This window comes from Streptomyces roseolus, assembly GCF_014649855.1.
Classification (GTDB): domain Bacteria; phylum Actinomycetota; class Actinomycetes; order Streptomycetales; family Streptomycetaceae; genus Streptomyces; species Streptomyces roseolus.
On the sequence record NZ_BMTV01000010.1, the window covers coordinates 67070 to 91115 of the forward strand.

Annotated in this window: 24 protein-coding genes; 10 read left to right on the plus strand and 14 right to left on the minus strand. The window is 72.4% G+C overall.

The genetic code is table 11. From position 1 onward, the window contains the following. Window positions 1–49 precede the first annotated feature (49 nt). Entirely contained in the window at window positions 50–1636 is a 1587-nt protein-coding gene (locus tag IE245_RS14065) for an alpha/beta hydrolase (protein ID WP_189947175.1), read from the plus strand. 57 nt (window positions 1637–1693) lie between these two features. Here IE245_RS14065 and IE245_RS14070 read toward each other — a convergent pair whose 3' ends face one another. Beyond that, on the minus strand, window positions 1694–2371 hold the full coding sequence (locus tag IE245_RS14070; RefSeq protein ID WP_189947176.1) for a lysophospholipid acyltransferase family protein: 678 nt from the start codon (window positions 2369–2371) through the stop codon (window positions 1694–1696). 98 nt (window positions 2372–2469) lie between these two features. On the opposite strand from IE245_RS14070, the gene IE245_RS14075 reads away from it, so the two are divergent. Beyond that, window positions 2470–3450 carry a DUF3048 domain-containing protein gene (locus IE245_RS14075; protein ID WP_189947177.1) on the plus strand — a complete coding sequence of 327 codons (981 nt, stop codon included), beginning with the start codon at window positions 2470–2472 and terminating at the stop codon, window positions 3448–3450. A 71-nt stretch (window positions 3451–3521) separates the two neighbouring features. Then, window positions 3522–3872, plus strand: coding sequence for a PRC-barrel domain containing protein (locus IE245_RS14080; RefSeq protein ID WP_189947178.1), 351 nt, complete (start codon window positions 3522–3524; stop codon window positions 3870–3872). A 15-nt stretch (window positions 3873–3887) separates the two neighbouring features. On the opposite strand, the gene IE245_RS14085 is transcribed toward IE245_RS14080, so the two are convergent. The 5 genes from IE245_RS14085 to IE245_RS14105 all read right to left on the minus strand — a co-directional run bounded on the left by IE245_RS14085 (window position 3888) and on the right by IE245_RS14105 (window position 8507). Next, window positions 3888–4100 (minus strand): hypothetical protein, encoded by a 213-nt coding sequence (locus IE245_RS14085; protein ID WP_189947179.1) that lies wholly within the window; start codon window positions 4098–4100, stop codon window positions 3888–3890. Window positions 4101–4203: 103 nt separating this feature from the next. After that, the gene (locus IE245_RS14090) at window positions 4204–5154 is read right to left on the minus strand and encodes a cytochrome c oxidase assembly protein (RefSeq protein WP_189947180.1); all 951 of its coding nucleotides are present in this window, start codon (window positions 5152–5154) and stop codon (window positions 4204–4206) included. 128 nt (window positions 5155–5282) lie between these two features. After that, complete coding sequence (locus IE245_RS14095) at window positions 5283–6311, minus strand: 6-phosphofructokinase (RefSeq protein ID WP_189947181.1); 1029 nt, start codon at window positions 6309–6311, stop codon at window positions 5283–5285. A gap of 188 nt (window positions 6312–6499) precedes the next feature. Next, window positions 6500–7228 (minus strand): type 1 glutamine amidotransferase, encoded by a 729-nt coding sequence (locus tag IE245_RS14100; protein WP_189947182.1) that lies wholly within the window; start codon window positions 7226–7228, stop codon window positions 6500–6502. Window positions 7229–7259: 31 nt separating this feature from the next. Further along, window positions 7260–8507, minus strand: a complete 1248-nt coding sequence (locus IE245_RS14105) for a Mur ligase family protein (RefSeq protein ID WP_189947183.1) — start codon at window positions 8505–8507, stop codon at window positions 7260–7262. Between the two features lie 124 nt (window positions 8508–8631). Here IE245_RS14105 and def point away from each other — a divergent pair, with 124 nt between their 5' ends. Further along, window positions 8632–9192, plus strand: a complete 561-nt coding sequence (def, locus tag IE245_RS14110) for a peptide deformylase (protein WP_189947184.1) — start codon at window positions 8632–8634, stop codon at window positions 9190–9192. Window positions 9193–9339: 147 nt separating this feature from the next. On the opposite strand, the gene IE245_RS14115 is transcribed toward def, so the two are convergent. Further along, window positions 9340–9987 carry a TetR/AcrR family transcriptional regulator gene (locus IE245_RS14115; RefSeq protein WP_189947185.1) on the minus strand — a complete coding sequence of 216 codons (648 nt, stop codon included), beginning with the start codon at window positions 9985–9987 and terminating at the stop codon, window positions 9340–9342. Window positions 9988–10162: 175 nt separating this feature from the next. On the opposite strand from IE245_RS14115, the gene IE245_RS14120 reads away from it, so the two are divergent. Beyond that, on the plus strand, window positions 10163–11377 hold the full coding sequence (locus IE245_RS14120) for an acyl-CoA dehydrogenase family protein (protein ID WP_189947186.1): 1215 nt from the start codon (window positions 10163–10165) through the stop codon (window positions 11375–11377). Between the two features lie 3 nt (window positions 11378–11380). Here the strand turns inward: IE245_RS14120 and IE245_RS14125 are convergent, their stop codons facing one another. Further along, window positions 11381–11980, minus strand: a complete 600-nt coding sequence (locus IE245_RS14125) for a hypothetical protein (RefSeq protein WP_189947187.1) — start codon at window positions 11978–11980, stop codon at window positions 11381–11383. A gap of 117 nt (window positions 11981–12097) precedes the next feature. On the opposite strand from IE245_RS14125, the gene IE245_RS14130 reads away from it, so the two are divergent. Further along, a complete protein-coding gene (locus tag IE245_RS14130; RefSeq protein WP_189947188.1) occupies window positions 12098–13417 on the plus strand; it encodes a phytase in 1320 nt (439 codons plus the stop codon). Window positions 13418–13425: 8 nt separating this feature from the next. Here the strand turns inward: IE245_RS14130 and IE245_RS14135 are convergent, their stop codons facing one another. Beyond that, the gene (locus tag IE245_RS14135; protein WP_189947189.1) at window positions 13426–13923 is read right to left on the minus strand and encodes a VOC family protein; all 498 of its coding nucleotides are present in this window, start codon (window positions 13921–13923) and stop codon (window positions 13426–13428) included. 124 nt (window positions 13924–14047) lie between these two features. Between IE245_RS14135 and IE245_RS14140 the strand changes: the two genes are divergently transcribed. Beyond that, window positions 14048–15409, plus strand: a complete 1362-nt coding sequence (locus IE245_RS14140) for a cytochrome P450 (RefSeq protein WP_189947190.1) — start codon at window positions 14048–14050, stop codon at window positions 15407–15409. 10 nt (window positions 15410–15419) lie between these two features. Here the strand turns inward: IE245_RS14140 and IE245_RS14145 are convergent, their stop codons facing one another. The 5 genes from IE245_RS14145 to IE245_RS14165 form a co-directional block, all read right to left on the minus strand. Beyond that, on the minus strand, window positions 15420–16631 hold the full coding sequence (locus tag IE245_RS14145) for a PucR family transcriptional regulator (RefSeq protein WP_189947191.1): 1212 nt from the start codon (window positions 16629–16631) through the stop codon (window positions 15420–15422). Window positions 16632–16849: 218 nt separating this feature from the next. Then, window positions 16850–17794, minus strand: a complete 945-nt coding sequence (locus IE245_RS14150; RefSeq protein ID WP_189947192.1) for a hypothetical protein — start codon at window positions 17792–17794, stop codon at window positions 16850–16852. A 34-nt stretch (window positions 17795–17828) separates the two neighbouring features. Then, window positions 17829–19421: a DUF6801 domain-containing protein gene (locus IE245_RS14155; protein WP_308436610.1), complete on the minus strand. Its 1593-nt coding sequence runs from the start codon at window positions 19419–19421 to the stop codon at window positions 17829–17831. 65 nt (window positions 19422–19486) lie between these two features. Then, the gene (locus IE245_RS14160; RefSeq protein WP_189947194.1) at window positions 19487–20140 is read right to left on the minus strand and encodes a hypothetical protein; all 654 of its coding nucleotides are present in this window, start codon (window positions 20138–20140) and stop codon (window positions 19487–19489) included. An 86-nt stretch (window positions 20141–20226) separates the two neighbouring features. After that, window positions 20227–20850 carry a hypothetical protein gene (locus IE245_RS14165; RefSeq protein ID WP_189947195.1) on the minus strand — a complete coding sequence of 208 codons (624 nt, stop codon included), beginning with the start codon at window positions 20848–20850 and terminating at the stop codon, window positions 20227–20229. Between the two features lie 614 nt (window positions 20851–21464). On the opposite strand from IE245_RS14165, the gene IE245_RS14170 reads away from it, so the two are divergent. From IE245_RS14170 to IE245_RS14180, 3 genes are read left to right on the plus strand one after another with little or no spacing between them, the layout of a single operon-like run. Next, a complete protein-coding gene (locus IE245_RS14170; protein ID WP_189947196.1) occupies window positions 21465–22475 on the plus strand; it encodes an ABC transporter ATP-binding protein in 1011 nt (336 codons plus the stop codon). Then, window positions 22472–23236 carry an MlaE family ABC transporter permease gene (locus tag IE245_RS14175; RefSeq protein ID WP_189947197.1) on the plus strand — a complete coding sequence of 255 codons (765 nt, stop codon included), beginning with the start codon at window positions 22472–22474 and terminating at the stop codon, window positions 23234–23236. Before IE245_RS14170 ends, IE245_RS14175 begins: the two co-directional genes overlap by 4 nt. A 2-nt stretch (window positions 23237–23238) precedes the next feature. After that, window positions 23239–24045, plus strand: a complete 807-nt coding sequence (locus tag IE245_RS14180; protein WP_189947198.1) for an MlaE family ABC transporter permease — start codon at window positions 23239–23241, stop codon at window positions 24043–24045. The last annotated feature ends 1 nt before the right edge of the window (window position 24046 follow it).

A 24046-nucleotide genomic window follows, 5' to 3' on the forward strand; every position in this document is an offset into this window, starting at 1 on the left:
TTGACGAAAGGATCACTCGAACAGACGACCACCTACAGGGGGAGGACCTTTGAGACGACGTACGGCAGTGCTCGGCTCCGCCGGCACGCTCATCGCCGCCACGCTCGTCGCGGGAGCGCTCGCGGCTCCGGCGGCCAGTGCCGACAGCGGCGAGCGCCACGGCCGCGACGCCGAGGCCTACGGCGTCGCGCTCGCCGCGGACCGGGCCGCCCGCGCCGGGATCGACTGGCAGGACTGCCCCGAGGACTGGGGCCTGGAGAAGCCGATCCAGTGCGGCTGGGTCACCGTCCCCGTCGACTACGCCCGTCCCGACGGCAAGACGATCAAGATCGCCGTCGACCGGATCGGCGCCACCGGCACCCCGGCCGAACGCCAGGGCGCGCTGCTCTACAACCCCGGCGGCCCCGGCGGCTCCGGCCTGCGCTTCCCGCGCCGCGTCACCACGAACCACAAGGTCTGGACGAACGTCGCCAAGGCCTACGACTTCGTCGGCTTCGACCCGCGCGGCGTCGGCAAGTCCGCCCCGATCTCCTGCGTCGACCCGACCGAGTTCGTCAAGGGACCCAAGCTCGACCCGGTCCCCGACAGCGAGGCCGACAAGCGCGCGCAGCGCAAGCTCGCCGCCGAGTACGCCGAGGGCTGCTTCGAGAAGAGCGGCGACATGCTCCCGCACATGACGACGCCGAACACCGCCCGCGACCTCGACGTCATCCGCGCCGCCCTCGGCGAGAAGAAGCTCAACTTCGTCGGCGTCTCGTACGGCACCTACCTCGGCGCCGTCTACGGCACCCTCTTCCCGACGCACGTCCGCCGCATGGTCCTGGACAGCGTCGTGAACCCCTCGACCCGGTCGATCTGGTACGAGGCCAACCTCGGCCAGGACATCGCCTTCGAGGGCCGGCTCACCGACTGGATGACCTGGGTCGCCCAGAACGACGCCACCTACCACCTCGGCTCCACCCTGCCGGAGGTCCGCCGGCAGTGGGACACCCTGCGCGCCGCCGCCAAGAAGGAGCCGCTCGGCGGCAAGGTCGGCCCGGCCGAGCTGATCGGCTTCTTCCAGAGCGCCCCGTACTACGACTCCATGTGGGCCCCCGTGGCCGAGGCCTGGAGCGCGTACGCCGCCGGCGACCCGCAGCCGCTCATCGACAACGCCGCCGCGGACCTCACCGACACCGCCGGCAACATCGCCTCGGAGAACGGCAACGCCGTCTACACCGCGGTCGAGTGCGCCGACGCCCCCTGGCCGACCAGCTGGAAGAAGTGGGACCGGGACAACTCCCGCCTCCACGCGCAGTACCCGTTCATGACCTGGGCCAACGCCTGGATGAACCTCCCCTGCGCCACCTGGAAGGTCCCGAGCCACAAGCCCGTGCAGGTGAAGACCGGCAAGGGCCTGCCGCCGGTGCTCATCGCCCAGGCCGAGCGCGACGCCGCCACCCCGTACGAGGGCGCCGTCGAGCTCCACAAGCGGTTCAAGGGCTCGCGCCTGATCACCGAGAAGGACGCCGGTTCGCACGGCATCACCAGCCTCGTCAACCCGTGCCTCAACTCCAAGGTCGACGCGTACCTGCTGAGCGGGAAGCTCGACGCCACGGACCAGACGTGCGCCCCGCACGCCGCCCCGCGGCCGTAGCCGCCGACTGACGTGAGGAGGGGCCGTCGCCACCCGGCGACGGCCCCTCCGCCGTGCTCAGGACCCGTCGGCCTTCACCACGGCCGCGTACTCGTCCACGTACTCCTGCCCCGACAGCCGCATGATCGCGTACATGATCTCGTCCGTGACCGCCCGGACCACCGCCCGCTCGTCCGCCGAGTCCGCGAAGCGCGAGAAGTCCAGCGGCTCCCCGAAGCGGATCGTCACCCGCCGGATCCGCGGCACCACCCGCCCCGGCGGCTGGATCTCGAAGGTGCCGACCATCGCGCACGGCACCACCGGCACCCCCGCCGTCAGCGCCATCACCGCCACCCCCACCTTGCCCTTGTACAGCCGTCCGTCGTGCGAGCGGGTGCCCTCGGGGTAGATCCCGAGGAGCTCGTCCCTCGCCAGCACCCCGAGCCCCTCGCGGATCGCCGCCCGCCCCGCCTCCTTGCCCGAGCGGTCCACCGGGATCTGCCCGGCCGCCCGGAAGAACGCCGCCGTCAGCCGCCCCTTCAGCCCGGGCCCGGTGAAGTACTCCTGCTTCGCCAGGAAGGTGATCCGCCGGTCGAGCACCACCGGCATCAGGAAGTGGTCGGAGAAGGAGAGGTGGTTGCCCGCGACGATCGCCGCACCCTCCTCGGGGACGTGCTCGATCCCCTCCACCCTCGGCCGGAACAGCAGCTTGAGCAGCGGCCCGAGCAGTACGTACTTCAGCAGCCGGTAGAACACCGAAAAACCCCCGTTCGTCGTCCGTCCCGCCCGTTGTAACCCCCCGCCCGCCCGTGGTCCACTGGTCGGAGTGGCCCGACTCACCCGGGAGGCCGAAAATGCCAGGCGCCCCCGCACCCCGGGGACCCCGCCGCCTGCTCGCCGCCCTGCTCTGCGCGGCGGCCGCGGCCGGACTGTACGGCTGCTCGGACTCCGGCCCGGGGGAGCCGGACCGGACCGGCACCGCCCCGAGTGCCGTCTCCCCGCTCACCGGACTGCCCGCCCGCACCGGCCCGGTCCTCGCCGTGAAGATCGACAACGTGGCCGCGGCCCGCCCCCACACCGGCCTCGGCGCCGCCGACCTCGTCTACGTCGAACAGGTCGAGGGCGGCGTCACCCGCCTGCTCGCCGTCTACTCCTCCCGCCTCCCCGACAGCATCGGCCCCGTCCGCAGCGCCCGCGAGTCCGACATCTCCCTGCTGCGCCCCTTCGGCAATCCCGCGCTCGCCTACTCCGGTGCCCAGCGCGCCCTGAACCCGCTCCTGGAAGCCGCCCCGCTCGACCTCGTCCACCAGTCGAACGCCCCCGGAGCCTTCCGCCGCTCCCCGGACCGGCCCGCCCCGCACAACCTGTACCTGCGCCCCGAGCGCGCCCTGGCCGCCGCCCCGGACGCCTCCGACGTCCGGCCCGTCGGGTTCCGCTTCGGCGCCGCGCCCGCCGGCGGCACCGCCACCACCACCGAGACCGTCCGCTTCCCGGCCGCCCGCTACGCCTTCACCTGGTCCGCCGCCGACCGCGGCTGGCGCGTCGCCATGGACGGCCGCCCCGCCACCACCACCGACGGCGGCCCGCTCACGCCCGCCACCGTCGTCGTCCAGCGGGTCACCGTCCGCCCCTCCGCGTTCCGCGACGTCAACGGCGCCGTCTCCCCGTACACCGAGACCACCGGCACCGGCACCGCGACCGTGCTGCGCGACGGCCGTGCGTACGAGGCCCGCTGGTCCCGCCCCGACCCGGCCGGCGGCACCGCCTTCACCGCCGACGGCCGCCCCCTCGCCTTCGCGCCCGGACAGGTCTGGATCGTCCTCGCCCCGCGCTGACCGGCGGATGAACGCGCCGGGCGGGGGCAGTCGCGGCACACGAGGCGACCGAGCCGGCGAGGAGGCGTGCCATGAGCACCGGCATGTGGGGTTACGCGGAGTCCTCCGGCCACGTGCCGGGCGACACCCTGATCGGCTACGCCGTGGAGGCCACCGACGGCGGCATCGGCAAGGTCGACCGGCACACCGAGGACGTCGACCGGTCCTACCTGGTCGTGGACACCGGCCCGTGGATCCTCGGCCACAAGGTCGTCCTGCCCGCCGGTCTCGTCGGCCGCGTGGACCGGGAGAACGAGACCGTGCACGTGAACTGCACCAAGCGGGAGGTGCGCGAGTCGCCCGACTTCGAGTCCGGCCGGAACGAGGACGACGTCACCTTCATCCGGCTCGTCGAGCAGTACTACGGGAACCGGCACATGTGACGACGGCCCGGGCCGTCAGCGCGGCGCCGGACCCGTCCCGCCCGCGCGTGGCCCGCGCCCCGCGACCGACTCGGTGCTGTCCGCCGCCGCCATCCCGATCGTCGCCACCATCAGCACGATCCAGCCGAACCAGAGCCAGCCGCTGCTCCCGAGCGCCACCGTGTACGCGCTGATCAGCACCAGCGCGGCGCAGGTGACGATCGTCATCGCCTTCGTGGAACCGGACATCTGCCCGCCCTCCTCCCGACCGGGGCCAGGGAAGCCTCCCTGCCATGGTGACCCCCCGCGGGGGGCGGGCGCTACTCCCGTGCGGGGATCCGGCGGGGGCGGTTCAGCGCCCGCGCCCCTGCAGCGAGGCCAGGTACGCGTTGTACTCCGCCAGCTCCTTGTCGCCGTCCCGGTCCGCCTGCCGGTCCTTGCGGACCGCCTGCCGCTGCTCGGAGTGGTACCACTGGTAGACCAGGGCGATCAGCACGAGCACCGAGGGGATCTCGCTGAACGCCCAGGCGATGCCGCCCGCGGCGTTCTGGTCGGCGAGCGCGTCGATGCCGAGCGAGGCCGGAGGGTTCTCGTACGCCTTCACCATCGGCTGGGACGCCATCATCATGGCGATGCCGAAGAAGGCGTGGAACGGCATGCCGGCGAAGAGCTCCAGCATCCGCATCACGTAGCCCGGCCGGTGCGGACCCGGGTCCACGCCCATGATCGGCCAGAAGAAGACCACGCCCACCGCGAGGAAGTGGACCATCATCGCGATGTGCCCCGGCTTCGACGCCATCAGCGTGTCGAAGAGCGGGGTGAAGTAGAGGCCGTAGAGGCTGGCGATGAAGATGCCGATGGTGAAGACCGGATGCGTGATGACCTTCATGTACCGGCTGTGCAGCAGCTTGAGGAGCACCTCGCGCGGGCCGAGCGAACCGCGCCCGGCCACCGGCAGCGCCCGGAGCGCCAGCGTCACCGGCGCGCCGAGGAGCAGCAGGATCGGCGAGACCATGGAGATCATCATGTGCTGCACCATGTGCACGCTGAACATGACCATGCCGTAGTCGTTCAGCTTGGTGCACATCACCAGGGCGACGGACAGCACGCCGGCGGTGAAGAGCACGGTCCGGGAGACCGGCCAGGCGTCCCCGCGCCCGCGCAGCCGGGCGACCCCCCACCCGTACAGGCCGAGCGCCACCAGGCACCCGACGAGGAAGAAGAGGTCGGGAGAGAACTCCAGGCCCCGCCCCAGCGTGAACGGCGGCAGATCCGTGGTCATGCCGTGCCCGCTGTGATCCATCGCTTACTCCTGGAGCCCATTGCGCGCCGAGCCCGTTTCGCGCTTGTTGTCCGCACCAGACTAGAACCGCCCCCGGTCGCGCTCGCGACCGGGGGCGGGTGTCGGGCGCACGGGGCGCGCGGGGGTGCTCAGAGCACGCACTCGGCCTCGTCGTAGCGGTCCTCGGGGACCGTCTTCAGGGTCTCCACGGCCTGCGCGAGCGGCACCATGACGATGTCGGTGCCGCGCAGCGAGGTCAGCATGCCGAACTCGCCGCGGTGCGCCGCCTCGACGGCGTGCCAGCCGAAGCGGGTGGCCAGGACGCGGTCGTACGCGGTGGGGGTGCCGCCGCGCTGGACGTGGCCGAGGATGACCGGGCGGGCCTCCTTGCCGAGCCGGCGCTCCAGCTCGACGGAGAGCTGGTTGGCGACGCCGGTGAACCGCTCGTGGCCGTAGATGTCGGTGCCGGCCGTCTTGAAGTCCATGGACGAGCCCTCGCGCGGCTTGGCGCCCTCGGCGACGACGACGATCGCGAAGCGCTTGCCGTCCTCGAAGCGGGCGCCGACCCGGGAGGTCAGCTCGTCGATGTCGAAGGGGCGCTCCGGGACGACGACGGCGTGGGCGCCGGCGGCCATGCCCGAGTGCAGGGCTATCCAGCCGGTGTGACGGCCCATGACCTCGACGACGAGGACGCGCTGGTGGGACTCGGCGGTGGTCTTCAGCCGGTCGAGGGCCTCGGTGGCCACGGTCACGGCGGTGTCGAAACCGAAGGTGACGTCGGTCGAGGCGATGTCGTTGTCGATCGTCTTCGGGACGCCGACGATGGGGAGGCCCGCCTCGGAGAGGAGGTTGGCGGCCTTGAGGGTGCCCTCGCCGCCGATCGGGATGATCGCGTCGAGACCGAGGTCGGCGACGTGGCCCCTGGCCCGCTCGACGCCGTCGACGAGGTGCGCGGGCTGGACCCGGGAGGAGCCGAGGATGGTGCCGCCGCGGGCGAGGATGCCGCCCACCGCGTCGAGGTCCAGCTTCCGGTAGTCGGCCTCCAGGAGGCCCTTCCACCCGTCGTGGAAGCCGATGACCTCGTCCCCGTGGTCGACCACGGCCCGGTGCACGACGGACCGGATGACGGCATTCAGACCGGGGCAGTCTCCGCCGGAGGTGAGCACACCAATGCGCATAGCCCAAAAACCTTTGCAACGTGGGCCGACTCCCGGACCACGTCGTCCGGCTGGATCCCCGCCACCCTATCGTTGCCGGGTGGCGGGGCCGAACCGGATGTCCGCAGATTGGACACCGTATTTACTTACGAATCCAATGTGCGCCAGCCCGCTCAGAAGTGCGCTTCCGCGGGGCTGGTGACAGTGCCTCAGGCGGGCTGCGCGGCGGCGGCGATGCGCTCGGCGCGCAGCGCCTCGTACCACCGGTCGTCGGTCGGCGGCAGCGCGTTCACGTCGAGGGCCAGCTTCAGGAGCAGGTCCGCGATCTGCGGGTTGCGGGCCATCACGGGGCCGTGCATGTAGGTGCCGAAGACGGTGTCGTTGTACGCGCCCTCGGTGCCGTCGCCGGTGCCGTTGCCCCGGCCGATGACGGTCCGCGCGAAGGGGCGGGCCGTCGGGCCGAGGTGGGTGATGCCCTGGTGGTTCTCGAAGCCGGTCAGCTGGGGGAGGCCCAGCTGCGGGTCGATGTCGGCGAGCACGTCGCCGACGCAGCGGGCGCCCTCGCCGCGGACCGTGGTCACGTCGAGCAGGCCGAGGCCGGGCTCGCGCTCCCCGAGGTCGTTGATGAACTCGTGGCCCAGGATCTGGTAGCCGGCGCAGACCGAGAAGATGATCGCGCCGTTGGAGGCGGCCCGGGGAAGGCCGCCGTCCCGGCGCAGCCGCTCGGCCGCGAGCCGCTGCGGCCGGTCCTCGCCGCCGCCGATCAGGTAGATGTCCCCGGAGGTGGGGATGGGCTGGTCGCTGCGGACGTCGACGCGCTCGACGGCCAGGCCGCGCTGGCGGGCGCGGCGCTCGACGACGAGGACGTTGCCCTGGTCGCCGTAGGTGCTGAGCAGGTCCGGGTAGACCCAGACCACACGCAGGCTGCTGTCACTCATGCTGCAAGTCCTTCTGCGAGTCGGGGCGGGGTCAGTTGCCCACGCGGCGGCGGACGTCCTGGAACGCGGTGTAGTTCGCGATCAGCTCGATCTGCCCGGGCGGGGCCATGGCGACGGCCTCGTCGAGGGTCTCGCAGACGCGGAAGTCGACGCCCGCGACCTCCAGGCGGACCGCCAGGTCGAGCCTGCGGTCGCCGATCACCATGATCGGGTGCCCGGCGAGCCGCCCGTAGTCGACGTCCCACAGCCAGGAGGTGTCGGTGCCGTCGGCGCCGCGCGCGTTGACCGAGAGGATCACCGGCGTCGGCGGCCGGTCGATCAGCGAGAAGGTCTCCAGCCAGCCGGCCGGGTTCTTCGCGAGCAGCAGCCGCAGCTGACGGTCCTGGAAGGTGACCACGTCGTAGCGGCCGGCGACGGCCTGCACCTGGTACATGCGCTCCAGGGCGACCTGCGGCGGCACGCCGAAGACGGCGGCGACGGCGGCCGAGGTGGCGGCGTTCGCCTTGTTGGCGCGGCCGGGCAGCTGGAGCCGGATCGGCCAGGCCGATCCGTGCGGGTCGAGCACGTGGTCGCCGCTGAGCGCCCAGCTCGGGGCGGGGCGGCGGAAGCCGCACTCGCCGCAGAACCAGTCGTCGCCCGGGCGCTGCAGGACGCCGCCGCAGGAGGGGCACGACCAGGCGTCGTCCTTCCACTCCTGGCCGACCGCGACCCACACCACGTTGGGGGAGGAGGAGGCGGCCCACACGATCAGCGGGTCGTCGGCGTTGGCGATGACGACGGCCTTGGAGCCGTTGAGGCCCTCGCGCCACTTCTCGGCGAGCATCCGCGTCTCGGCGGCGCGGTCGAGCTGGTCGCGGGAGAGGTTGAGCAGCGCGATCGCCTTGGGGGTGGTGTCGCGGGCGACGCCGGCGAGGTACTTCTCGTCGACCTCGATCACGCCGTACCGGGCGTCGCCGCCGCCGGCGAGGGCGGAGGTGATGCCGGCGGGCATGTTGGCGCCCAGGGCGTTGGAGACCACGGGGCCCGCGGCCCGCAGGGCCTCGGCGATCAGCCGGGTCGTGGTGGTCTTGCCGTTGGTGGCGGACACGAGGACGACGTCCAGGTGCTGCGCGAGCCGTCCCAGCAGGTCGGGGTCGAGCTTGAGCGCCACCCGGCCGCCGATCACCGATCCGCTGCCGCGGCCGGCCGCCCGCGACACCGCGGCGGCCGCCCGGCCCGCGGTCACGGCCAGCTTGGCGCGGGGCGTCAGCGGCTCTGGATTACCGGGGTGTCCTGACATCGTCCTTGATCCTCCTTGCGTCGGTCAGGGCTCAGCCTATCGAGAACCGGCCAGGAGCCCGAACCGCGGCACCGTGCCGACCGTATGAAATGAGGAGGTCACGGCGGACCGTACCCTTACCGCCATGCGAAACCGCCCCATCCCCGGCAGCTCCGGCGCCGTCCGGACGATGACCCTGCTCGGCGACCCCGTGCTGCACGCGCCCTGCGCCCCCGTCACCGAGTTCGGCCCCGAACTCGACCGGCTGGTGGAGTCCATGTTCGCCACGATGTACGCGGCGCACGGCGTCGGGCTCGCGGCCAACCAGGTGGGCGTGGGGCTGCGGGTCTTCGTGTACGACTGCCCGGACGACGAGGAGGTCCGTCACCTGGGGCACGTGGTGAACCCGCGGCTGGTCGAGGCGGACGGCGACGTGTACCGCGGCCCCGAGGGCTGCCTCTCGCTGCCGGGCCTGGAGGCGCCGGTGGCCCGCTTCGACCGCGCGGTGGTCGAGGGCGTCCGCACGGACGGCACCCCGGTCCGCGTCGAGGGCACCGGCTTCTTCGCCCGCTGCCTCCAGCACGAGGTGGACCACCTGGAAGGCCACGTCTACGCGGAGCACGTCACCGGGTGGCGGAGATCACGACTCCTGCGCGCCATCCGCAAACAGCCGTGGGGCGGGGGCGCGTCCGCCCTGGAGGCGTAGGCCGTTCCTTTCCCGGCACGGCTCCGAAGGCGACCGCCCGGGATCGCCGGCCCCGCGGGCCCGGCGCCCCGGGCACCCCCGAGACCGTTCCGGCCGCCGGCCCCCGGCCGGCTTCGGGAGCGTGCTCCTGGAAACCCGGGCCGTCCGCTAGAAGCCCGGGCCGTCCGCGCGGTCGTCGGCCTCGGCGAGGCGGCCCCAGAGGAGGTCCGCCAGGGCGCGGACGAGTTCGGCGCGGGAGCAGGGGCGCTCGCCGAGCCACCAGTCGCCGGCGGCGTGCATCATGCCGACGATGCCGTGGCCCCAGATCCGGGCCTGCGCCTCGGCGGCCGGGCCGAGGTCGACGCGCTCGGCGATGACCTGGCCGAGCTCCTCGCCCATGCGGCGCAGCAGCGGCGCCGAGTGGCGGCCGACGTCGAAGCCCTGCTCGGCCTGGTGGGTCTCCTCGGCCGGGTGCATGAGGAAGCGGTAGACCTGCGGCATCGCCTCGATGGAGGCGAGGTAGGTGTCGAGGGTGGACTCGACCCGGCGGCGCCGGTCGGCGGGGGCGTCGAGCGCGGCCCGCAGCGAGGCGAGGAGGGCGTCGGTGTGGCGGGTGGCGAGGGCCCGGTAGAGGCCGCCCTTGTCGCCGAAGTGGCGGTAGAGGATCGGCTTGGTGATGCCCGCCTCGGCCGCGATCGCGTTCATGGATGCCTTGGGGCCGTCGCGGAGCACCACCCGGTCCGCCGCCTCCAGCAGTTCGCGCCGCCGCTGCTCGGCGCTCTTCTGCTGGTCGGTGGTCCGGTGTGCGATGTCCATAAGCGTGTCTCCCCGCCCGTGCGATGACCTGAGGCTGTCGCAACGTAACACCCGACCGGCATGCTGTGCCGAACCGCCCGATCGCCCTTCGCGGGGAAGGACCCGCAGGTTGACAGCCGTACCCGCCGGTAACAGACTGGGTGTTACCGCAAGTAACGTACTGCTGGGAGGGAACATGGCCGAGTTCACGTTCGAGCTCAACGACGACCAGAAGGAAGTCCGTGACTGGCTCCACGGCTTCGCCGCGGACGTCATGCGGCCGGCCGCCGCCGAGTGGGACGAGCGTGAGGAGACCCCCTGGCCGATCATCCAGGAGGCGGCCAAGCTCGGAATCTACTCCCTCGACTTCTACGCCCAGCAGTTCTTCGACCCGACCGGCCTCGGCGTCCCGATGACCATGGAGGAGCTCTTCTGGGGCGACGCCGGCATCGCCCTCTCCATCGTCGGCACCGGCCTCGCCGCCGTCGGCGTCCTCGCCAACGGCACCGAGGAGCAGATCGGCACCTGGGTGCCGCAGATGTACGGCGACGCGAACGACGTCAAGGTCGCCGCCTTCTGCTCCTCCGAGCCCGACGCCGGCTCCGACGTCGCCTCCATGCGCACCCGGGCCGTCTACGACGAGGCCAAGGACGAGTGGGTGCTCAACGGCACCAAGACCTGGGCGACCAACGGCGGCATCGCGGGCGTCCACGTCGTCGTCGCCGTCGTCGACCCGGAGCTCGGCTCCAAGGGCCACGCCTCCTTCATCGTGCCGCCGAACACCCCCGGCCTCTCCCAGGGCCAGAAGTTCAAGAAGCACGGCATCCGAGCCTCGCACACCGCCGAGGTCGTCCTGGAGGACGTCCGCGTCCCCGGCTCCTGCCTGCTCGGCGGCAAGGAGAAGCTCGACGAGCGCCTCGCCCGCGCGCGCGAGAAGGCCAAGTCCGGTGGTGAGAGGGTCAAGAACGCCGCCATGGCCACCTTCGAGGCCTCCCGCCCGGCGGTCGGCGCCATGGCCGTCGGCACCGCCCGCGCCGCGTACGAGGTCGCCCTCGACTACGCGAAGACCCGCGTGCAGTTCGGCCGCCCGATCATCGAGAACCAGGGCGTCGCCTTCCAGCTCGCCGACATGGCCACGCAGATCGACGCGGCCCGCCTGCTCGTCTGGCGCGCCTCCTGGATGGCCACCGCCGGCAAGCCCTTCACGAACGCCGAGGGCTCCATGTCCAAGCTGTACGCCAGCGAGGTCGCCAAGTCCGTCACCGCCCAGGCCGTCCAGATCCTCGGCGGCAACGGCTACACCCGCGAGTACCCGGTGGAGCGCATGCACCGCGACGCCGCCATCTACACCATCTTCGAGGGGACCAGCGAGATCCAGCGCATGGTCATCAGCCGGGCCGTCGGCAGGTAGTCCTCAGCCGAACCAGACGATCAGGCGGACGTTCTCGTCACCGTGGACGGCCGCCAGATCGCCCATGAGCGCCCAGACCGGGCCCCAGCGGTCGCCGTCCGGCGGGGCGAACATCCGCGCCGTGTACACCACCGGCCGGTACACCGCCCCGTCCAGCGGGACCTCGCCCCCGGGCGGCCACTCGTACGGCCACAGGTCCTCGCCGAACAGCTCCTCCGCCGCGTCCAGGACGGCGAGCGGCGTCCAGGCGACGTGGTCCAGGACGAGCTCGCCGTCCGGCCCCGGCACCCACACCCCGACGTGGTTGCCGTCGGCGCGGTCGTTCAGCGGCGCGTCCCAGTCGACAGCCGCCACCTCGGCCCAGGTGGCGTACGAATGGCTGTGGTTGACCTCGTCGTCGGGGATGTCCGCGGAGGCGCCCGGCGGGAGGCCCCGCATGTCGAAGAGCGGCCGCTCGATCTGGAGCCCGCTGCCGCCGTACCCGAACAGGCACTCCCGCGCGTCCCGGTCGCGCACCAGCGCGCAGTCCGGCAGCCGGTCCCGGACCTCCCAGCGGCCCTCGGCCCCGCGCACCTCTATCGCGCCCTCGATGTCCGTCCCCATGAACCGGATGCTAAACGGGGGGCTCGGACGGTCGCGCGGAATTCACGGGTCCGCAAGGCCCGCTCCATTCCGCCTCCGTAGCGTCTCGGCCGTCCGAGAAAGCTACCGAGGAGTACCGTGAGCGCCTCCGCTCTGACCGCCCTGGCCGCCGCACTCAGCGTCGTGGCCGCGGTCCCCGCCACCCCCCAGCCCGTCGGCGTCACCGCCCGCGTCGAGACGCCCGTCGTGTACGACGACGAGGCCGGCGGCAACGCCGACGCGGACGACCCCGCCGTCTGGGTCGACCCCACCCGGCCCGGCCGCAGCCTCGTCATCGGCACCCTCAAGGAGGGCGGCCTCGACGTGTACGAGCTCGACGGCCGCCGCCTCCAGCACATCGCCGCCCCGCCCGCCCCGGGCGAGGACGCCGCCCCCGGACGGTTCAACAACGTCGACCTGGTGTACGGCTTCGAGCTGAACGGCCGCCCCACCGACCTGGCCGTCGTCAGCGACCGCGGCCGCGACCGGATCCGCGCCTACGCCATCGACCCGGCCGCCCTCGCCGCCGGCCGCGCCCCGCTGCGGGACGTCACCGCCGCCGACGTCACCCCCGTCTTCGCCGGCAGCGAGGCCGAGGTCGACGAGCAGACCACCGCCTACGGCCTCTCCGCCTACCGCGACGGCGACGACGCCTACGTCGTCGTCTCGCAGCGCGAGCGCAGCCGGCTGCGCCTGCTCGAACTGGAGGACCGAGGCGGCCGGGTCGGCTACCGCACCGAGGACACCCTCGACCTGCCCCGGTCCTTCACCCTCCCGAACGGCACCGCCTGGCGGCCCTGCGCCGACCCCGGCGAGCTGCCGCAGGTCGAGGGCATGGCCGTCGACCAGGAGGAGCACGTCCTCTACGCCGCGCAGGAGGCCGTCGGCCTCTGGCGCGTCGAGATCGACGACGAGGAGTTCGAGCGGCCCGAACTCCTGGACCGGGTCCGCCAGTACGGCACCCCGTGGACCTACGACGAGGCCGAGGAGGAATGCGTCCTCGACACCGCGAACGACCCCGGCTTCGGCGGTGAGCACCTGAGCGCCGACGCCGAGGGCGTCACCGTCTACCACGGCGGCGACGGCACCGGCTACGTCCTCGCCTCCAGCCAGGGCGACGACACCTTCGCCGTCTACGCGCGCGAGGGCGCCCACGCCTACCTCGGCTCCTTCTCCGTCACCGACGGGCCCGCCACCGACGGGGTGCAGCACTCCGACGGCGCCACCGTGGTGAACGTGCCGCTCGGCTCAGCCTTCCCGAAGGGCCTGCTCGTCACCCACGACGGCGAGGCCACCCCGGCGGACGGCGACCGCGAGGGCACCAACTTCAAGTTCACCCGCTGGGACGACGTCGCCGGGGCCTTCCCCGAGCCGCTGACCGTCGACACCGACTCCTTCGACCCACGCGACGCCGACTGACCGCGCGGTCACACCACGCAGAACTCGTTGCCCTCCGGGTCCTGGAGCACCACCGCGTAGTACTCCATCCCGTGCGGCTCGTCCATCACGCGCAGCACGGTCGCGCCGAGCGCGGTCAGCCGGGCCACCTCCCCGTCGACTCGCGCCCGGCGCACGGAGAGCGGCACCCCGCGCCCACCGCCGACCTTCAGGTCCAGGTGGACGCGGTTCTTCACCGCCTTCGGCTCCGGGACCTGCTGGAACCAGACCCGCGGCCCCGCCCCCGCCGGGTCGACCAGGGACTCCGGCAGGTCCCCCGCCCCGTCGCCCAGCTCCTCCTCCGGCACCCCGGACGCCGCCCAGTACTCCCGCCAGCTCCCGTACCCCTCCGGCGGGGGCTCCGGCACGTACCGCAGCGCCTCGGCCCAGAAGGGTACGAGGCGGGCCGGATCCGCGCAGTCGACCGTGAGCTGGAGGGTCAGTGAGGGGCGCTCGCCCGGTGCGTCGTCCGTGAGGTTCTCGTCCATGACGCCGAGCCTCCCAGAGGCCACTGACAACGGGCCGGAACCGGATGCCCCGTCAACGGAAGCTACCCATCGGTCACTTCGTGCGGGACAATCCCCACGGCGCCGCGACCAAGGGGGAAACCACATGGCCACCGAAGCACCCGTCCTCTCCGGACTGCCCGTCCTCGGCTCGATGTTCGACCTCAGGAACGACTCGCTCGGCACCTTCCTGCGCGCCCGGCGCGAACACGGCGACGTCGTCCGCATCACCGCCGGCCCGCCCGGCGCCCGGGCCGAGGTCTACGCCGTCTTCTCCGCCGAGGGCGCCCAGCAGGTCCTCGCCGGCGAGTCCGCCAACTTCCGCAAGGACAACGCCTTCTACCAGGAGGTCCGCGAGTCCTTCGGCAACGGGCTGCTCACCAGCCAGGACGAGGACTACCTGCGCCAGCGCCGGCTCGTCCAGCCGCTCTTCACCAAGCGCCGCGTCGACGGCTACGCCGACGCCGTCGCCGCCGAGGTCACCACCCTCCTCGCCGAGTGGGAGGCCTCCGGCGCCACCACCGTCGACGTCCTCCACGAGTCGACCCGGCTCGCCCTGCGCGCCGTCGCCCGCATCCTCTTCGGCACCGACGTCGACTCCGCCGTCGAGGTCGTCGAGCGCTGCTTCCCCGGCGTCGGCTCCTACGTGCTCAGCCGCGGCTACGCCCCGGTCAGGATCCCCCGCGACTGGCCCACCCCCGGAAACCGCCGCGCCGCCGCCCTCCACCGGGCGCTCTACGAGGAGTGCGACCGGATCATCGCCGAGCGGAAGGCCGGCGGCCGGACCGAGGAGGACGGCGACGACCTGCTGTCCCTGCTCGTCCGCGCCGAGTCCGCCGAGGACGGCGCCTTCGACGCCACCGAACTCCGCGAGCAGGTCCTCGTCTTCCTGCTCGCCGGCCACGAGACGACCGCCACCTCCCTCGGCTTCGCCCTCCACCTCCTCGCCCGCCACCCGGAGGCCCAGCGGCGCGCCCACGAGGAGGTCGACCGGGTCCTCGGCGACCGTGCCCCCGGCGCGGCCGACCTCGACCGCCTCCCGTACGTCACCCGGGTCCTGAAGGAGGCCATGCGGCTCTTCCCCGCCGCGCCCGTCATCGGCCGCCGGGCCGTCGCCGCCACCACCGTCGGCGGCGTCGCCGTCCCGGCCGGCGCCGACGTCGTCGTCGCCCCCTGGGTCACCCACCGGCACCCCGCCTACTGGGAGGACGCCGAGCGCTTCGACCCGGACCGCTTCACCCCCGAGGCGGAGGCCGCCCGCCCCCGCTACGCCTGGTTCCCCTTCGGCGGCGGCCCCCGGGCCTGCATCGGCCAGCACTTCTCGATGCTGGAGTCGGTGATCGCGCTCGCGGCGATCCTCCGGCGCCACGGCTTCGAGGCCGTGGACACCGAGGTGCCGGTCGCTCCCGCGATCACCCTCCAGGCCGCGGGACCGGCCCGCTGCCGGCTCGTCCCCCGGACGGCGTGACCCCCGGAGGTCAGTCGGCGGCCCGCCGGCCGTGGAGGTGGAGCGAGCGCAGCGCCGCCTCCAGGGCGAAGCGGCGCTCCGGGTCCAGGAGCCGGTCGCCGAAGTGGTTGTCGAGGTTCCGCAGCCGGTAGCGGACGGTCTGGGCGTGCACACCGAGCAGCTCGCCGACCTGCTCGGCCGGGGCACGGGTGGAGACGTGCACCCGCAGCGTCTCGATGAGCCGCTCGCGGCGGGTGCCCGACAGGCCGTCCAGCGGCGCCAGTTCGCGCTGGGCCAGCTGGGCGGTCAGCGCCGGGTCGGAGAGCAGCCACAGCGTCGTCAGATGGTCCTCGCAGGCCACCACGGGCGCGTCCGCGACGATGCCGTCGTCGACGAGCTGGAGGACCCGCCGCGCCCAGCGCAGCGAGTGGGCGGCCTGCGCCGGCGGCACGGTGAGCCCGAGGACGGCCGGGGTGCCGGCCAGGGCCGCGTCGAGCATCGCCCGGCGCTCGGCGGTCGGCGGCCCCGGCACCAGCAGATGGGGGTGCGGCAGGCTCAGGTCGGCGAGGACGTCCCGGTCCAGCCGGTCGGGCACCACCCGGGCGGCCGGCGGCCGCAGGACGACCAGGGTGCACTCGGCGGGGAGCTGCCAGGACGCCTCCCGGCACAGCTCGGCGACGGCGGCCCGGGGCAGCGGCGGCCCGGCGACGACCAGGTGCAGCAGCTTCCTGCGCAGCGCCGCCACGTCGGAGACCGCCCGGGTCCGGACGGAGACGTACCCCTCGCGGGAGAGGGACTCCAGCTCGTCCACGTACGCGAAGAGCGCGTCCGCGAAGGCGAGGATCAGGGTGGGGGAGAGGTTGTAGGTGCGTCCGATGCTCTTGGCGCGCCGCAGGGCGACGCGGGCGCCGAGGCGATAGGCGCCCAGTAAGGAGTCCAGGGCGCGCCCCTCGTACGCCTCCACCCGGCCGAACTGGCGGAGCAGCTCGTCGCGGAGGGTGGAGTTCGTCCCGGGGGTGTCGACCCGGTCCACGAAGGCGGCCAGGGCCTGCTCGACGCCCTGGCGGATGGCGTCGCAGTGGGGGCCGTTGAAGAGGTGGGTGTACACGGGGTAGGCGCGCTCGATCTCGAAGCCGATCTCCTTGACGAGACCAGGGATCTCCGGTCGCATCAGGGCGGCGAACTCCCGCGGCAGCGGATCGAGCGGCTCACCGAGCTCCGGTGACTGTGCGATGGAGGGCATGGACCGATCCCTTGCTCTGCTACGTGACCGGTGGGGGAGCGGCGCTGCGGCGCCCGGCCGGGTTGGCGGACGCCGCAGGAGCCATCAGGTACGTACCGATGTGGATTCGCCGAAAAGCTAGGACACCTCGTGTGTGCTGTACACAACTTGAGCAAGAGTCATGTACGCGAGGTGGCCGTACGGGGCCGAGTCGGCCGGTAATGACTCCTGAGTGGCCGTTAGTTGACGGCCGAGTGCCAGTTGCGCGAGAAGACCTTGCCGGCGTCGGGGGCGAGGACACCGGGGGCGAACAGACCGGTGAGGTGGGTCTGGGTGTCGTTCAGCAGGAGCTTGTTCTTCCCGGCTCCGGCGGGCAGCCCCGTCTTCAGGTTGACCGCCGCGTCGATGATCCCGAACCAGCCGAGGCCGCAGCCGCTGGCGCCGGGCACGGCGAAGCCGTCGTCGTACTGGGTGGCGCCGAGGAGGTCGAGGCGGCTCATCTCGCCTTCCTCGTTGGCGGTGCCGTCGCCGTCGAAGCGCGTGACGCCGAAGCCGGGCGCCGTGAGGTTCTTCGGGCGGAGCAGGATCGGGTTGCTCTTGGACCCGATGTAGCAGTTGTCGCCGAGGAACGGGTTCTGCAGGCGGATGCGGACCGGGATGGTCACGATCGGCTGGTCGGTGAGGACGCCCGCGATCTGGTCGAACTCGGAGGGCGTGCCGACCGACTCCATGGTCGCGGTGATCTTGTTGAGCTTCGCGTCCGACAGCTGCCGGCAGATGTCCGTGACGAACGGGATGTCGCTCGGGCACATCAGCCCCATCAGGCCGCCGGGGACGGTGGCGGAGTCGGCGATGAGGGCGCCTCCGGCCGGGGCGACGACCGAGTTGGTGCCGTCGGCGTTCTGCACGACGCCGATCTGGAGGTTGGTCTTCCCGGTGGGCACCGTGGTGTTGCCGAGCTTGATGGAGCCGCTGAGGGAGTACGACACGACGCACTGCGGCGAGGTGTCGAGACCGTCCGTGGAGATCATCGGGGTGGCGTCGACGGGACACCGGGTGGACGGCGCCCAGCCGCCGTTGAGCACCGGGGTGGCGGCCGTCGCCGTGCCCATGGAGGCGAAGGCGCCGAGCGCGGTGAGCGCGGAGACGGTGGCGAGCTTGGTGCGGGCGGTGACGAGGGGCATGGCGGGCCTTTCGGTCGGGGGTGGCGCCCGGGGCTCAGCGCTCGGGCTTGGGGACGACGAGGGGCTGGCGGTCCTCGGTGCACTGGTCCGGAGGCGGGGTCTCGATGCCCACGGAGCAGGTCTGGCCCTGGATCTGTTTGACGTGGTTGTCCGGCCCCGAGATGGCGGCGGTCAGCAGCCGGTCGAGGTCCTCGCCGTCCGCGCCGCAGTCCTTGAAGGGCGGGATGGTGACGGTGCCGGTGAGGGGGCCGCCGCCGGTGAGGACGTAGCCCTCGGCGGGCTGGCCGTAGGGGATCTTGCCCAGGCCCAGCAGGACCAGGTGCTTCCCGGGGAACTTGTCGGGCTCGGGCTCGGGCGAGGTGAGCGGGGCCGACGTGCGGCAGGAGGGGCCGACGTCCAGGTCGACGCCGTTCACCTTGACGTCGAGGACGCGGAGGACGAGCGGCGCCCGGACGGTGTTCTCCAAGTGGTTGTCGAAGGTGCTGAAGATGACGCGGACCAGGGTGTCGATCGTGATGGGTCCGACCTGCTCCAGGACCATGGTCGCCGTCACCGGCTGGAAGTCGAAGGTCAGGAAGGTGGCGGTGAACGGCGGGGTCTGCTTGCGCCCTTGGTAGGAGAGGTTGCCCGGGGAGAGGGTGGTGAAGTGGAACTCGCCCTCCGGTGGCAGGGTGTCCGGTATCTGCATCTCGCCCTGCTCGATCAGCATGCAGGTCACCGGAATGAGCGAGGCGCCGTTCAGCTTCCGCACGTTGGCGTAGCCGGTGACGTACGCGGACAGCGACATCGGCGTCGGCTTCTCGGTGACGCAGGGCGGCGCGTCCGGCCGGGGCGCCGGCGTGCCGGGTGCCTCCTCCTCGGCCGTCGCGAGCCCCCTGCCCCCCGGCCGGGGGCCCGCCCCGGGGGACGTCGGGACGTCCGGCGTCGCGCGGGTGGTTCCGGGCGCGGTCGGCGGGGCCGGCCGGTCCGTGGGGAGCGACGGGGACGGCGAGGAGGGCGCCGTGGTCGAGGGCGGCGGGGCCGACGGCGTACCGGTCGAGGCGCCGGCACCGACCGGGACCCGGGCGAGCACCGTACGGCCCTCCGCGTCCGGGGCGGGGACACAGGCCGCGGACAGCGACGGGGGCGTGGTGGCCGCCCCGTCGGCCGCGCTCGGCGCGAGGTCCACGGCGAGCGCCCCGGCGGTGAGGACCAGCTCGCCGGCCGTACCCGTGGTCAGGGACGGCGCGTCTCCGGTCGTGGTGAGGACCAGGGCCCCCTCGGCGGGCACGGCGACCGGCTGTGCCGTTCCGCTCCAGGTGACCTCCGTACGCTGCTCGTCCTGCGCCACGCCGACCGCGAGGCGCGTCTCGGCCCGTACGGCGGTGGCCTCGGGCGTGGTGAGGCCGGCGACGGCCGCGGCCGGCAGCTCGACGGTCGTGGCGACGTCGACGGGACGGATCTCCTCGCCCGCGGAGGCCCGTTCGGGGAAGGCGGCCGTGATCCGCACCGTCACCTGCTGCGGCCCCGAGGGCAGGGTGCAGACGTACGGCAGCGCGGCGTCGACCTCCACCGTGCCGACGGCGACGGCGGCCGCGGGGAGCAGCGGGGCGAGCGCCACGAACGCGGCGATCGTCGCGCCGCGCACGCGCGCACGGGTGGGGCGTGGTGTGGGCCGGGGGCCTGGCATCTGGTGCTCCGCTCGGAGGGGGCTCAGGGGTGGGTGCCGACGATCGCCGGGGCGAGAGTGGTGCCCGTCGTTCTGACCAGGTAGTCGGCAGTGATGATCAGGCTGGCGCCGACCGGCGCGGCGTCGCCGCAGCCGGCCTGGGACACGACGGTCAGGCCGCCGGTCGTACCGGTGACGGCGAGCTTGCCCGTGGCGTTGGTGTAGGTGGCGGGCAGCTGTCCCCGGACACGGAAGGTGCAGGCGCCGACCGTCCCCCTGAGATCGACGTCTCCGAGGTGACCTTGCGTCACGCCGGTGGAGGCGGTGTGGTCCCGGGCGGCGATCGCCCAGGGCGTGGCCGGGGCGAAGGTCACATGGCCGAGGACGCTGGTGCAGGGTGCCCCGGGGGCGCCGAACGCGACGGCATGGAGAGTGCCGACCGTCGCCGGGTTGCCGGTGGCGCTTCGGAGGCTGCCGGAGAAGGACGACCGGGAGCACGCAATGGCGATGCCGTTGCCCGGCACGAGCTCGATCATCATGACCACGTTCGCGGTGTTGGCGGCGGATACGCCAACCGGCGACGGGGTCACCGTCCAGACCGTCGACGGCGCCGCCGTCGCCGGCGGGACGGCGAGGACGCACGCGGCCGCGGCCGCGGCCGTCGCGACCGCGGCGCGTCTTCCGAGCGGCTTCTTCATGGTGCGGGTCTCCTCGGAGCGGGTGCGGACAGGCCCGCGTCCGCCCGGCCGGGGGGCCGGCCGGACGGACGCGGAGACCTGGTGCCTTACGGGTTGGAGCCGACGATCGTCGGGATCGCCGTGCCCACCTTGAAGAGGTACGTGCCCTTGAAGGTCGGCTTCGCGCCGAGCGGCACCGCCGCGCCGCAGCCGGCCGACTCGACGACGGTGAGCTCGCCGGCGAGGCTGTTGACGGCGAGCGCGCCCGTCGAGTTGGTGTACGTGCCGGACGCCTTGCCCGTGACGCGGAAGACGCAGGCGCCGACGGTCACCTTGGCGTTGACGTTGCCGACGTACCCCTTGGTGACGCCGGCGGCGTAGTCCTGCGCGACGATCGTCCAGGGGGTGGTCGGGACCGTGGTCACCGGGCCCAGGACGCTGGTGCAGGGCGCGCCGGAGGCGCCGAAGGCGATGGAGTTGATCTTGCCGACGACCGCAGGGTTGCCGGTGGTGCTCGCGCCGGTGCCCGCGCCGTTCGACTTCGTACACGTCATCGCGAGACCGTTGACGCTGAGGACGATGTTCCCGCTGTTGACGGCGGTGATGTTGGCCGGGTTGGGGCTGACGGTCCAGACCGTCGAGGGCACCGCGGAGGCGGGGCTGAGGGTGAGGGCGAACGCGGCCGACGCGGCTCCCGCGACCACGGCGATGTTTCTGATCGGCTTCTTCATGACTCTGGGACTCTCCTTGGGGATTGACCGGCAGAGGGTGCTTCGTGGGGGTGCTGCGGTGGGGGCAGAGAGGCCGGCGGCCTGACGCTTTCCCTGCCGCGAAACGAGACGTTACTTGCGGGAAACTTAGCCGAACAATGGCGTGAACCATGATTCTTTGAACTTGTTGTATTGCCTGTCAAGAGGGTGAGCGATGGCGGGAATCCGCTTGGTTCCGTGGTGCGCAATGTCGACAATTCTGATCGATCATGCGAGGTCGGAGGGGATTTTCGTACTCCCGCCCCGAGCATTCCTCGGGCCGGTGACAAGCCGGCGCTCTGAATTGTCTCCCGCCTGATAAAAAGACCCGGCCGGGGGCCTGTTCCGTGAAAACTCCGGATCCGGTATTGCCCCGCGAGGTTACTCAGTCGTAGCGTTCCCGGGAGCCGACGCTCAGTCGCAGGTCGGCGCCCTCATCTGTCGCCCAGGAGACAAGTCGGGAGACCGGTTTGTCTGCGCGGTGACAAACGCGGAAGCGGATCAATGAGTTTGCGCCACAGCTATTGTCCGGGTGATCCGGAACGGCCTACCGTGCGCCCGCGGCGCATGCGTCACGCACGTCTGCTGGAGGTGAGATGGGAATCGAAGTAGCCGTCGAGGGGCTGACCATGTCCTTCGGCAAGCAGAACATCTGGCAGGACGTTTCGCTGACGTTGCCGGCCGGAGAGGTGAGCGTCATGCTCGGCCCTTCCGGAACCGGGAAGACGGTCTTCCTGAAATCGCTCATCGGACTGCTCAAACCCCAGCGGGGCCGCGTCCTCATCAACGGCGTCGACATGGTCGGCGGCCGGGAACGGGACATCTACGAGACCCGGAAGCTCTTCGGCCTCATGTTCCAGGACGGCGCCCTCTTCGGCTCCATGACGCTCTTCGACAACATCGCCTTCCCGCTGCGCGAGCACACCCGCAAGCGGGAGTCCGAGATCCGGCGCATGGTCATGGAACGCATCGAACTCGTCGGCCTGCTCGGCGCCGAGGGCAAGCTGCCGGGCGAGATCAGCGGCGGCATGCGCAAGCGGGCCGGCCTGGCCCGCGCGCTCGTCCTCGACCCGCAGATCGTGCTCTGCGACGAACCCGACTCCGGCCTGGACCCGGTGCGCACCGCGTACCTCTCCCAGCTGCTGATCGACCTCAACGCGCGGATCGACGCGACGATGCTGATCGTCACCCACAACCTCGACATCGCCGCCACCGTCCCCGACAACATGGGGATGTTCTTCCGGCGGAACCTCGTCACCTTCGGACCGCGCGAAGTCCTCCTCACCAGCGACGAACCGGTCGTCACCCAGTTCCTCGCCGGCCGCCGCGAGGGCCCCATCGGCATGTCCGAGGAGAAGGACGCCGCCGCCCTCGCCGCCGAGGCCGACAGCGCCGCGGGCCGCCCCGACGGGCCCCGCGTCATCGTCCCGCAGCTGGAGCCCTCGCCGGGACTGCCCCCGCGCGCCGCCGTCGTACGCCGCCGCGAGCGGGTCCTCGGCATGCTGGACACCCTGCCGCCCGCCGCCCGCGCCGCCATCGAGGACACCTACGCGCGGCAGGCCGCGGCGCGGACCGTGCCGACCCCGTCCCCCGGGGGCGGCGCGTGATCGGCGGGGCGCTGCGGCAGACCGGCCGCCTCTTCGCGCTCGCCGCCGAGGTGACCCGGGCCGTCTTCCGCAGGCCCTTCCAGTTCCGGGAGTTCATCGAGCAGTTCTGGTTCGTCGCCGGCGTCACGATCCTGCCGGCCGCGCTCGTCTCCATCCCGTTCGGCGCCGTGATCGCCCTTCAGGTCGGCTCGCTCACCCAGCAGCTCGGCGCCCAGTCCTTCACCGGCGGCGCCTCCGTCCTCGCCGTCATCCAGCAGGCCAGTCCGCTCATCGTCGCCCTCCTCATCGCCGGCGCGGCGGGCTCCGCGATCTGCGCCGACCTCGGCTCCCGGAAAATCCGCGAGGAGCTGGACGCGATGGAGGTCATGGGCGTCTCGCCGGTCCAGCGGCTCGTCGTCCCGCGCGTCCTCGCCACCATGGCCGTCGCCGTCCTCCTCAACGGCCTGGTCTCCGTGGTCGGCACCCTCGGCGGCTACTTCTTCAACATCGTCCTCCAGGGCGGCACCCCCGGCGCCTACCTCGCCAGCTTCTCCGCCCTCGCCCAGCTGCCCGACCTGTACATCAGCGAATTCAAGGCGCTGGTCTTCGGGTTCATCGCGGGCATCGTCGCCGCCTACCGGGGACTCAACCCGCGCGGCGGCCCCAAGGGCGTCGGTGACGCCGTCAACCAGGCCGTCGTCATCACCTTCCTGCTGCTGTTCTTCGTGAACATGGTGCTGACGGGCATCTACCTCCAGATCGTCCCGCCGAAGGGAGGCTGACGGTGGCCTCCCCGCTCGGCTGGCTCGACCGCTCAGGAGACCAGCTCCTCTTCTACGTCAGGGCCCTGCTCTGGGTCCCCCGGACCCTGCGCCGCTACCTCAAGGAGGTCCAGCGGCTGCTCGCCGAGGTCGCCTTCGGCTCCGGCGGCCTCGGGGTCGTGGGCGGCACCATCGGCGTGATGGTCGCCATGACCCTCTTCACCGGCACCGTCGTCGGACTCCAGGGCCACGCGGCGCTCGAACAGATCGGCACCGCCGCCTTCACCGGCTTCGTCTCCGCCTACTTCAACACCCGCGAGATCGCCCCGCTCGTCGCCGGCCTCGCCCTCTCCGCGACCGTCGGCGCGGGCTTCACCGCCCAGCTCGGCGCGATGCGCATCAACGAGGAGGTCGACGCCCTCGAAGGCATGGGCGTCCGCTCCATGCCCTATCTGGTCACCACCCGGATCATCGCGGGCGTCGTCGCCATCGTCCCGCTCTACGCGGTCGGCCTGCTCTCCTCCTACCTGGCCTCCCGGACCGTCACGGTCCTCTTCAACGGCCAGTCCCAGGGCACGTACGACCACTACTTCAACCTGTTCCTGTCCCCGACCGACGTCCTGCTCTCCATCCTCAAAGTGCTGATCTTCAGCGTGATGGTGATCCTCGCCCACTGCTACCACGGCTTCCGCGCCGCGGGCGGCCCCGCCGGCGTCGGCATCGCCGTCGGCCGCTCCGTGCGCAACGCCATCGTGCTGATCAGCGTCACCGACTTCTTCCTGTCGCTGGCCCTCTGGGGCGCGACCACGACCGTGAAGGTGGCGGGGTGAC

Excerpts from the sequence above, each read along its gene's own strand:
- IE245_RS14075 (WP_189947177.1), top strand. The coding sequence starts at position 2,470 with ATGCCAGGCGCCCCCGCACCCCGGGGACCCCGCCGCCTGCTCGCCGCC.
- IE245_RS14080 (WP_189947178.1), top strand. The coding sequence starts at position 3,522 with ATGAGCACCGGCATGTGGGGTTACGCGGAGTCCTCCGGCCACGTGCCG.
- IE245_RS14085 (WP_189947179.1), bottom strand. The coding sequence starts at position 4,100 with ATGTCCGGTTCCACGAAGGCGATGACGATCGTCACCTGCGCCGCGCTG.
- IE245_RS14090 (WP_189947180.1), bottom strand. The coding sequence starts at position 5,154 with ATGGATCACAGCGGGCACGGCATGACCACGGATCTGCCGCCGTTCACG.
- IE245_RS14095 (WP_189947181.1), bottom strand. The coding sequence starts at position 6,311 with ATGCGCATTGGTGTGCTCACCTCCGGCGGAGACTGCCCCGGTCTGAAT.
- IE245_RS14100 (WP_189947182.1), bottom strand. The coding sequence starts at position 7,228 with ATGAGTGACAGCAGCCTGCGTGTGGTCTGGGTCTACCCGGACCTGCTC.
- IE245_RS14105 (WP_189947183.1), bottom strand. The coding sequence starts at position 8,507 with ATGTCAGGACACCCCGGTAATCCAGAGCCGCTGACGCCCCGCGCCAAG.
- def (WP_189947184.1), top strand. The coding sequence starts at position 8,632 with ATGCGAAACCGCCCCATCCCCGGCAGCTCCGGCGCCGTCCGGACGATG.
- IE245_RS14115 (WP_189947185.1), bottom strand. The coding sequence starts at position 9,987 with ATGGACATCGCACACCGGACCACCGACCAGCAGAAGAGCGCCGAGCAG.
- IE245_RS14120 (WP_189947186.1), top strand. The coding sequence starts at position 10,163 with ATGGCCGAGTTCACGTTCGAGCTCAACGACGACCAGAAGGAAGTCCGT.
- IE245_RS14125 (WP_189947187.1), bottom strand. The coding sequence starts at position 11,980 with ATGGGGACGGACATCGAGGGCGCGATAGAGGTGCGCGGGGCCGAGGGC.
- IE245_RS14135 (WP_189947189.1), bottom strand. The coding sequence starts at position 13,923 with ATGGACGAGAACCTCACGGACGACGCACCGGGCGAGCGCCCCTCACTG.
- IE245_RS14140 (WP_189947190.1), top strand. The coding sequence starts at position 14,048 with ATGGCCACCGAAGCACCCGTCCTCTCCGGACTGCCCGTCCTCGGCTCG.
- IE245_RS14145 (WP_189947191.1), bottom strand. The coding sequence starts at position 16,631 with ATGCCCTCCATCGCACAGTCACCGGAGCTCGGTGAGCCGCTCGATCCG.
- IE245_RS14150 (WP_189947192.1), bottom strand. The coding sequence starts at position 17,794 with ATGCCCCTCGTCACCGCCCGCACCAAGCTCGCCACCGTCTCCGCGCTC.
- IE245_RS14160 (WP_189947194.1), bottom strand. The coding sequence starts at position 20,140 with ATGAAGAAGCCGCTCGGAAGACGCGCCGCGGTCGCGACGGCCGCGGCC.
- IE245_RS14165 (WP_189947195.1), bottom strand. The coding sequence starts at position 20,850 with ATGAAGAAGCCGATCAGAAACATCGCCGTGGTCGCGGGAGCCGCGTCG.
- IE245_RS14170 (WP_189947196.1), top strand. The coding sequence starts at position 21,465 with ATGGGAATCGAAGTAGCCGTCGAGGGGCTGACCATGTCCTTCGGCAAG.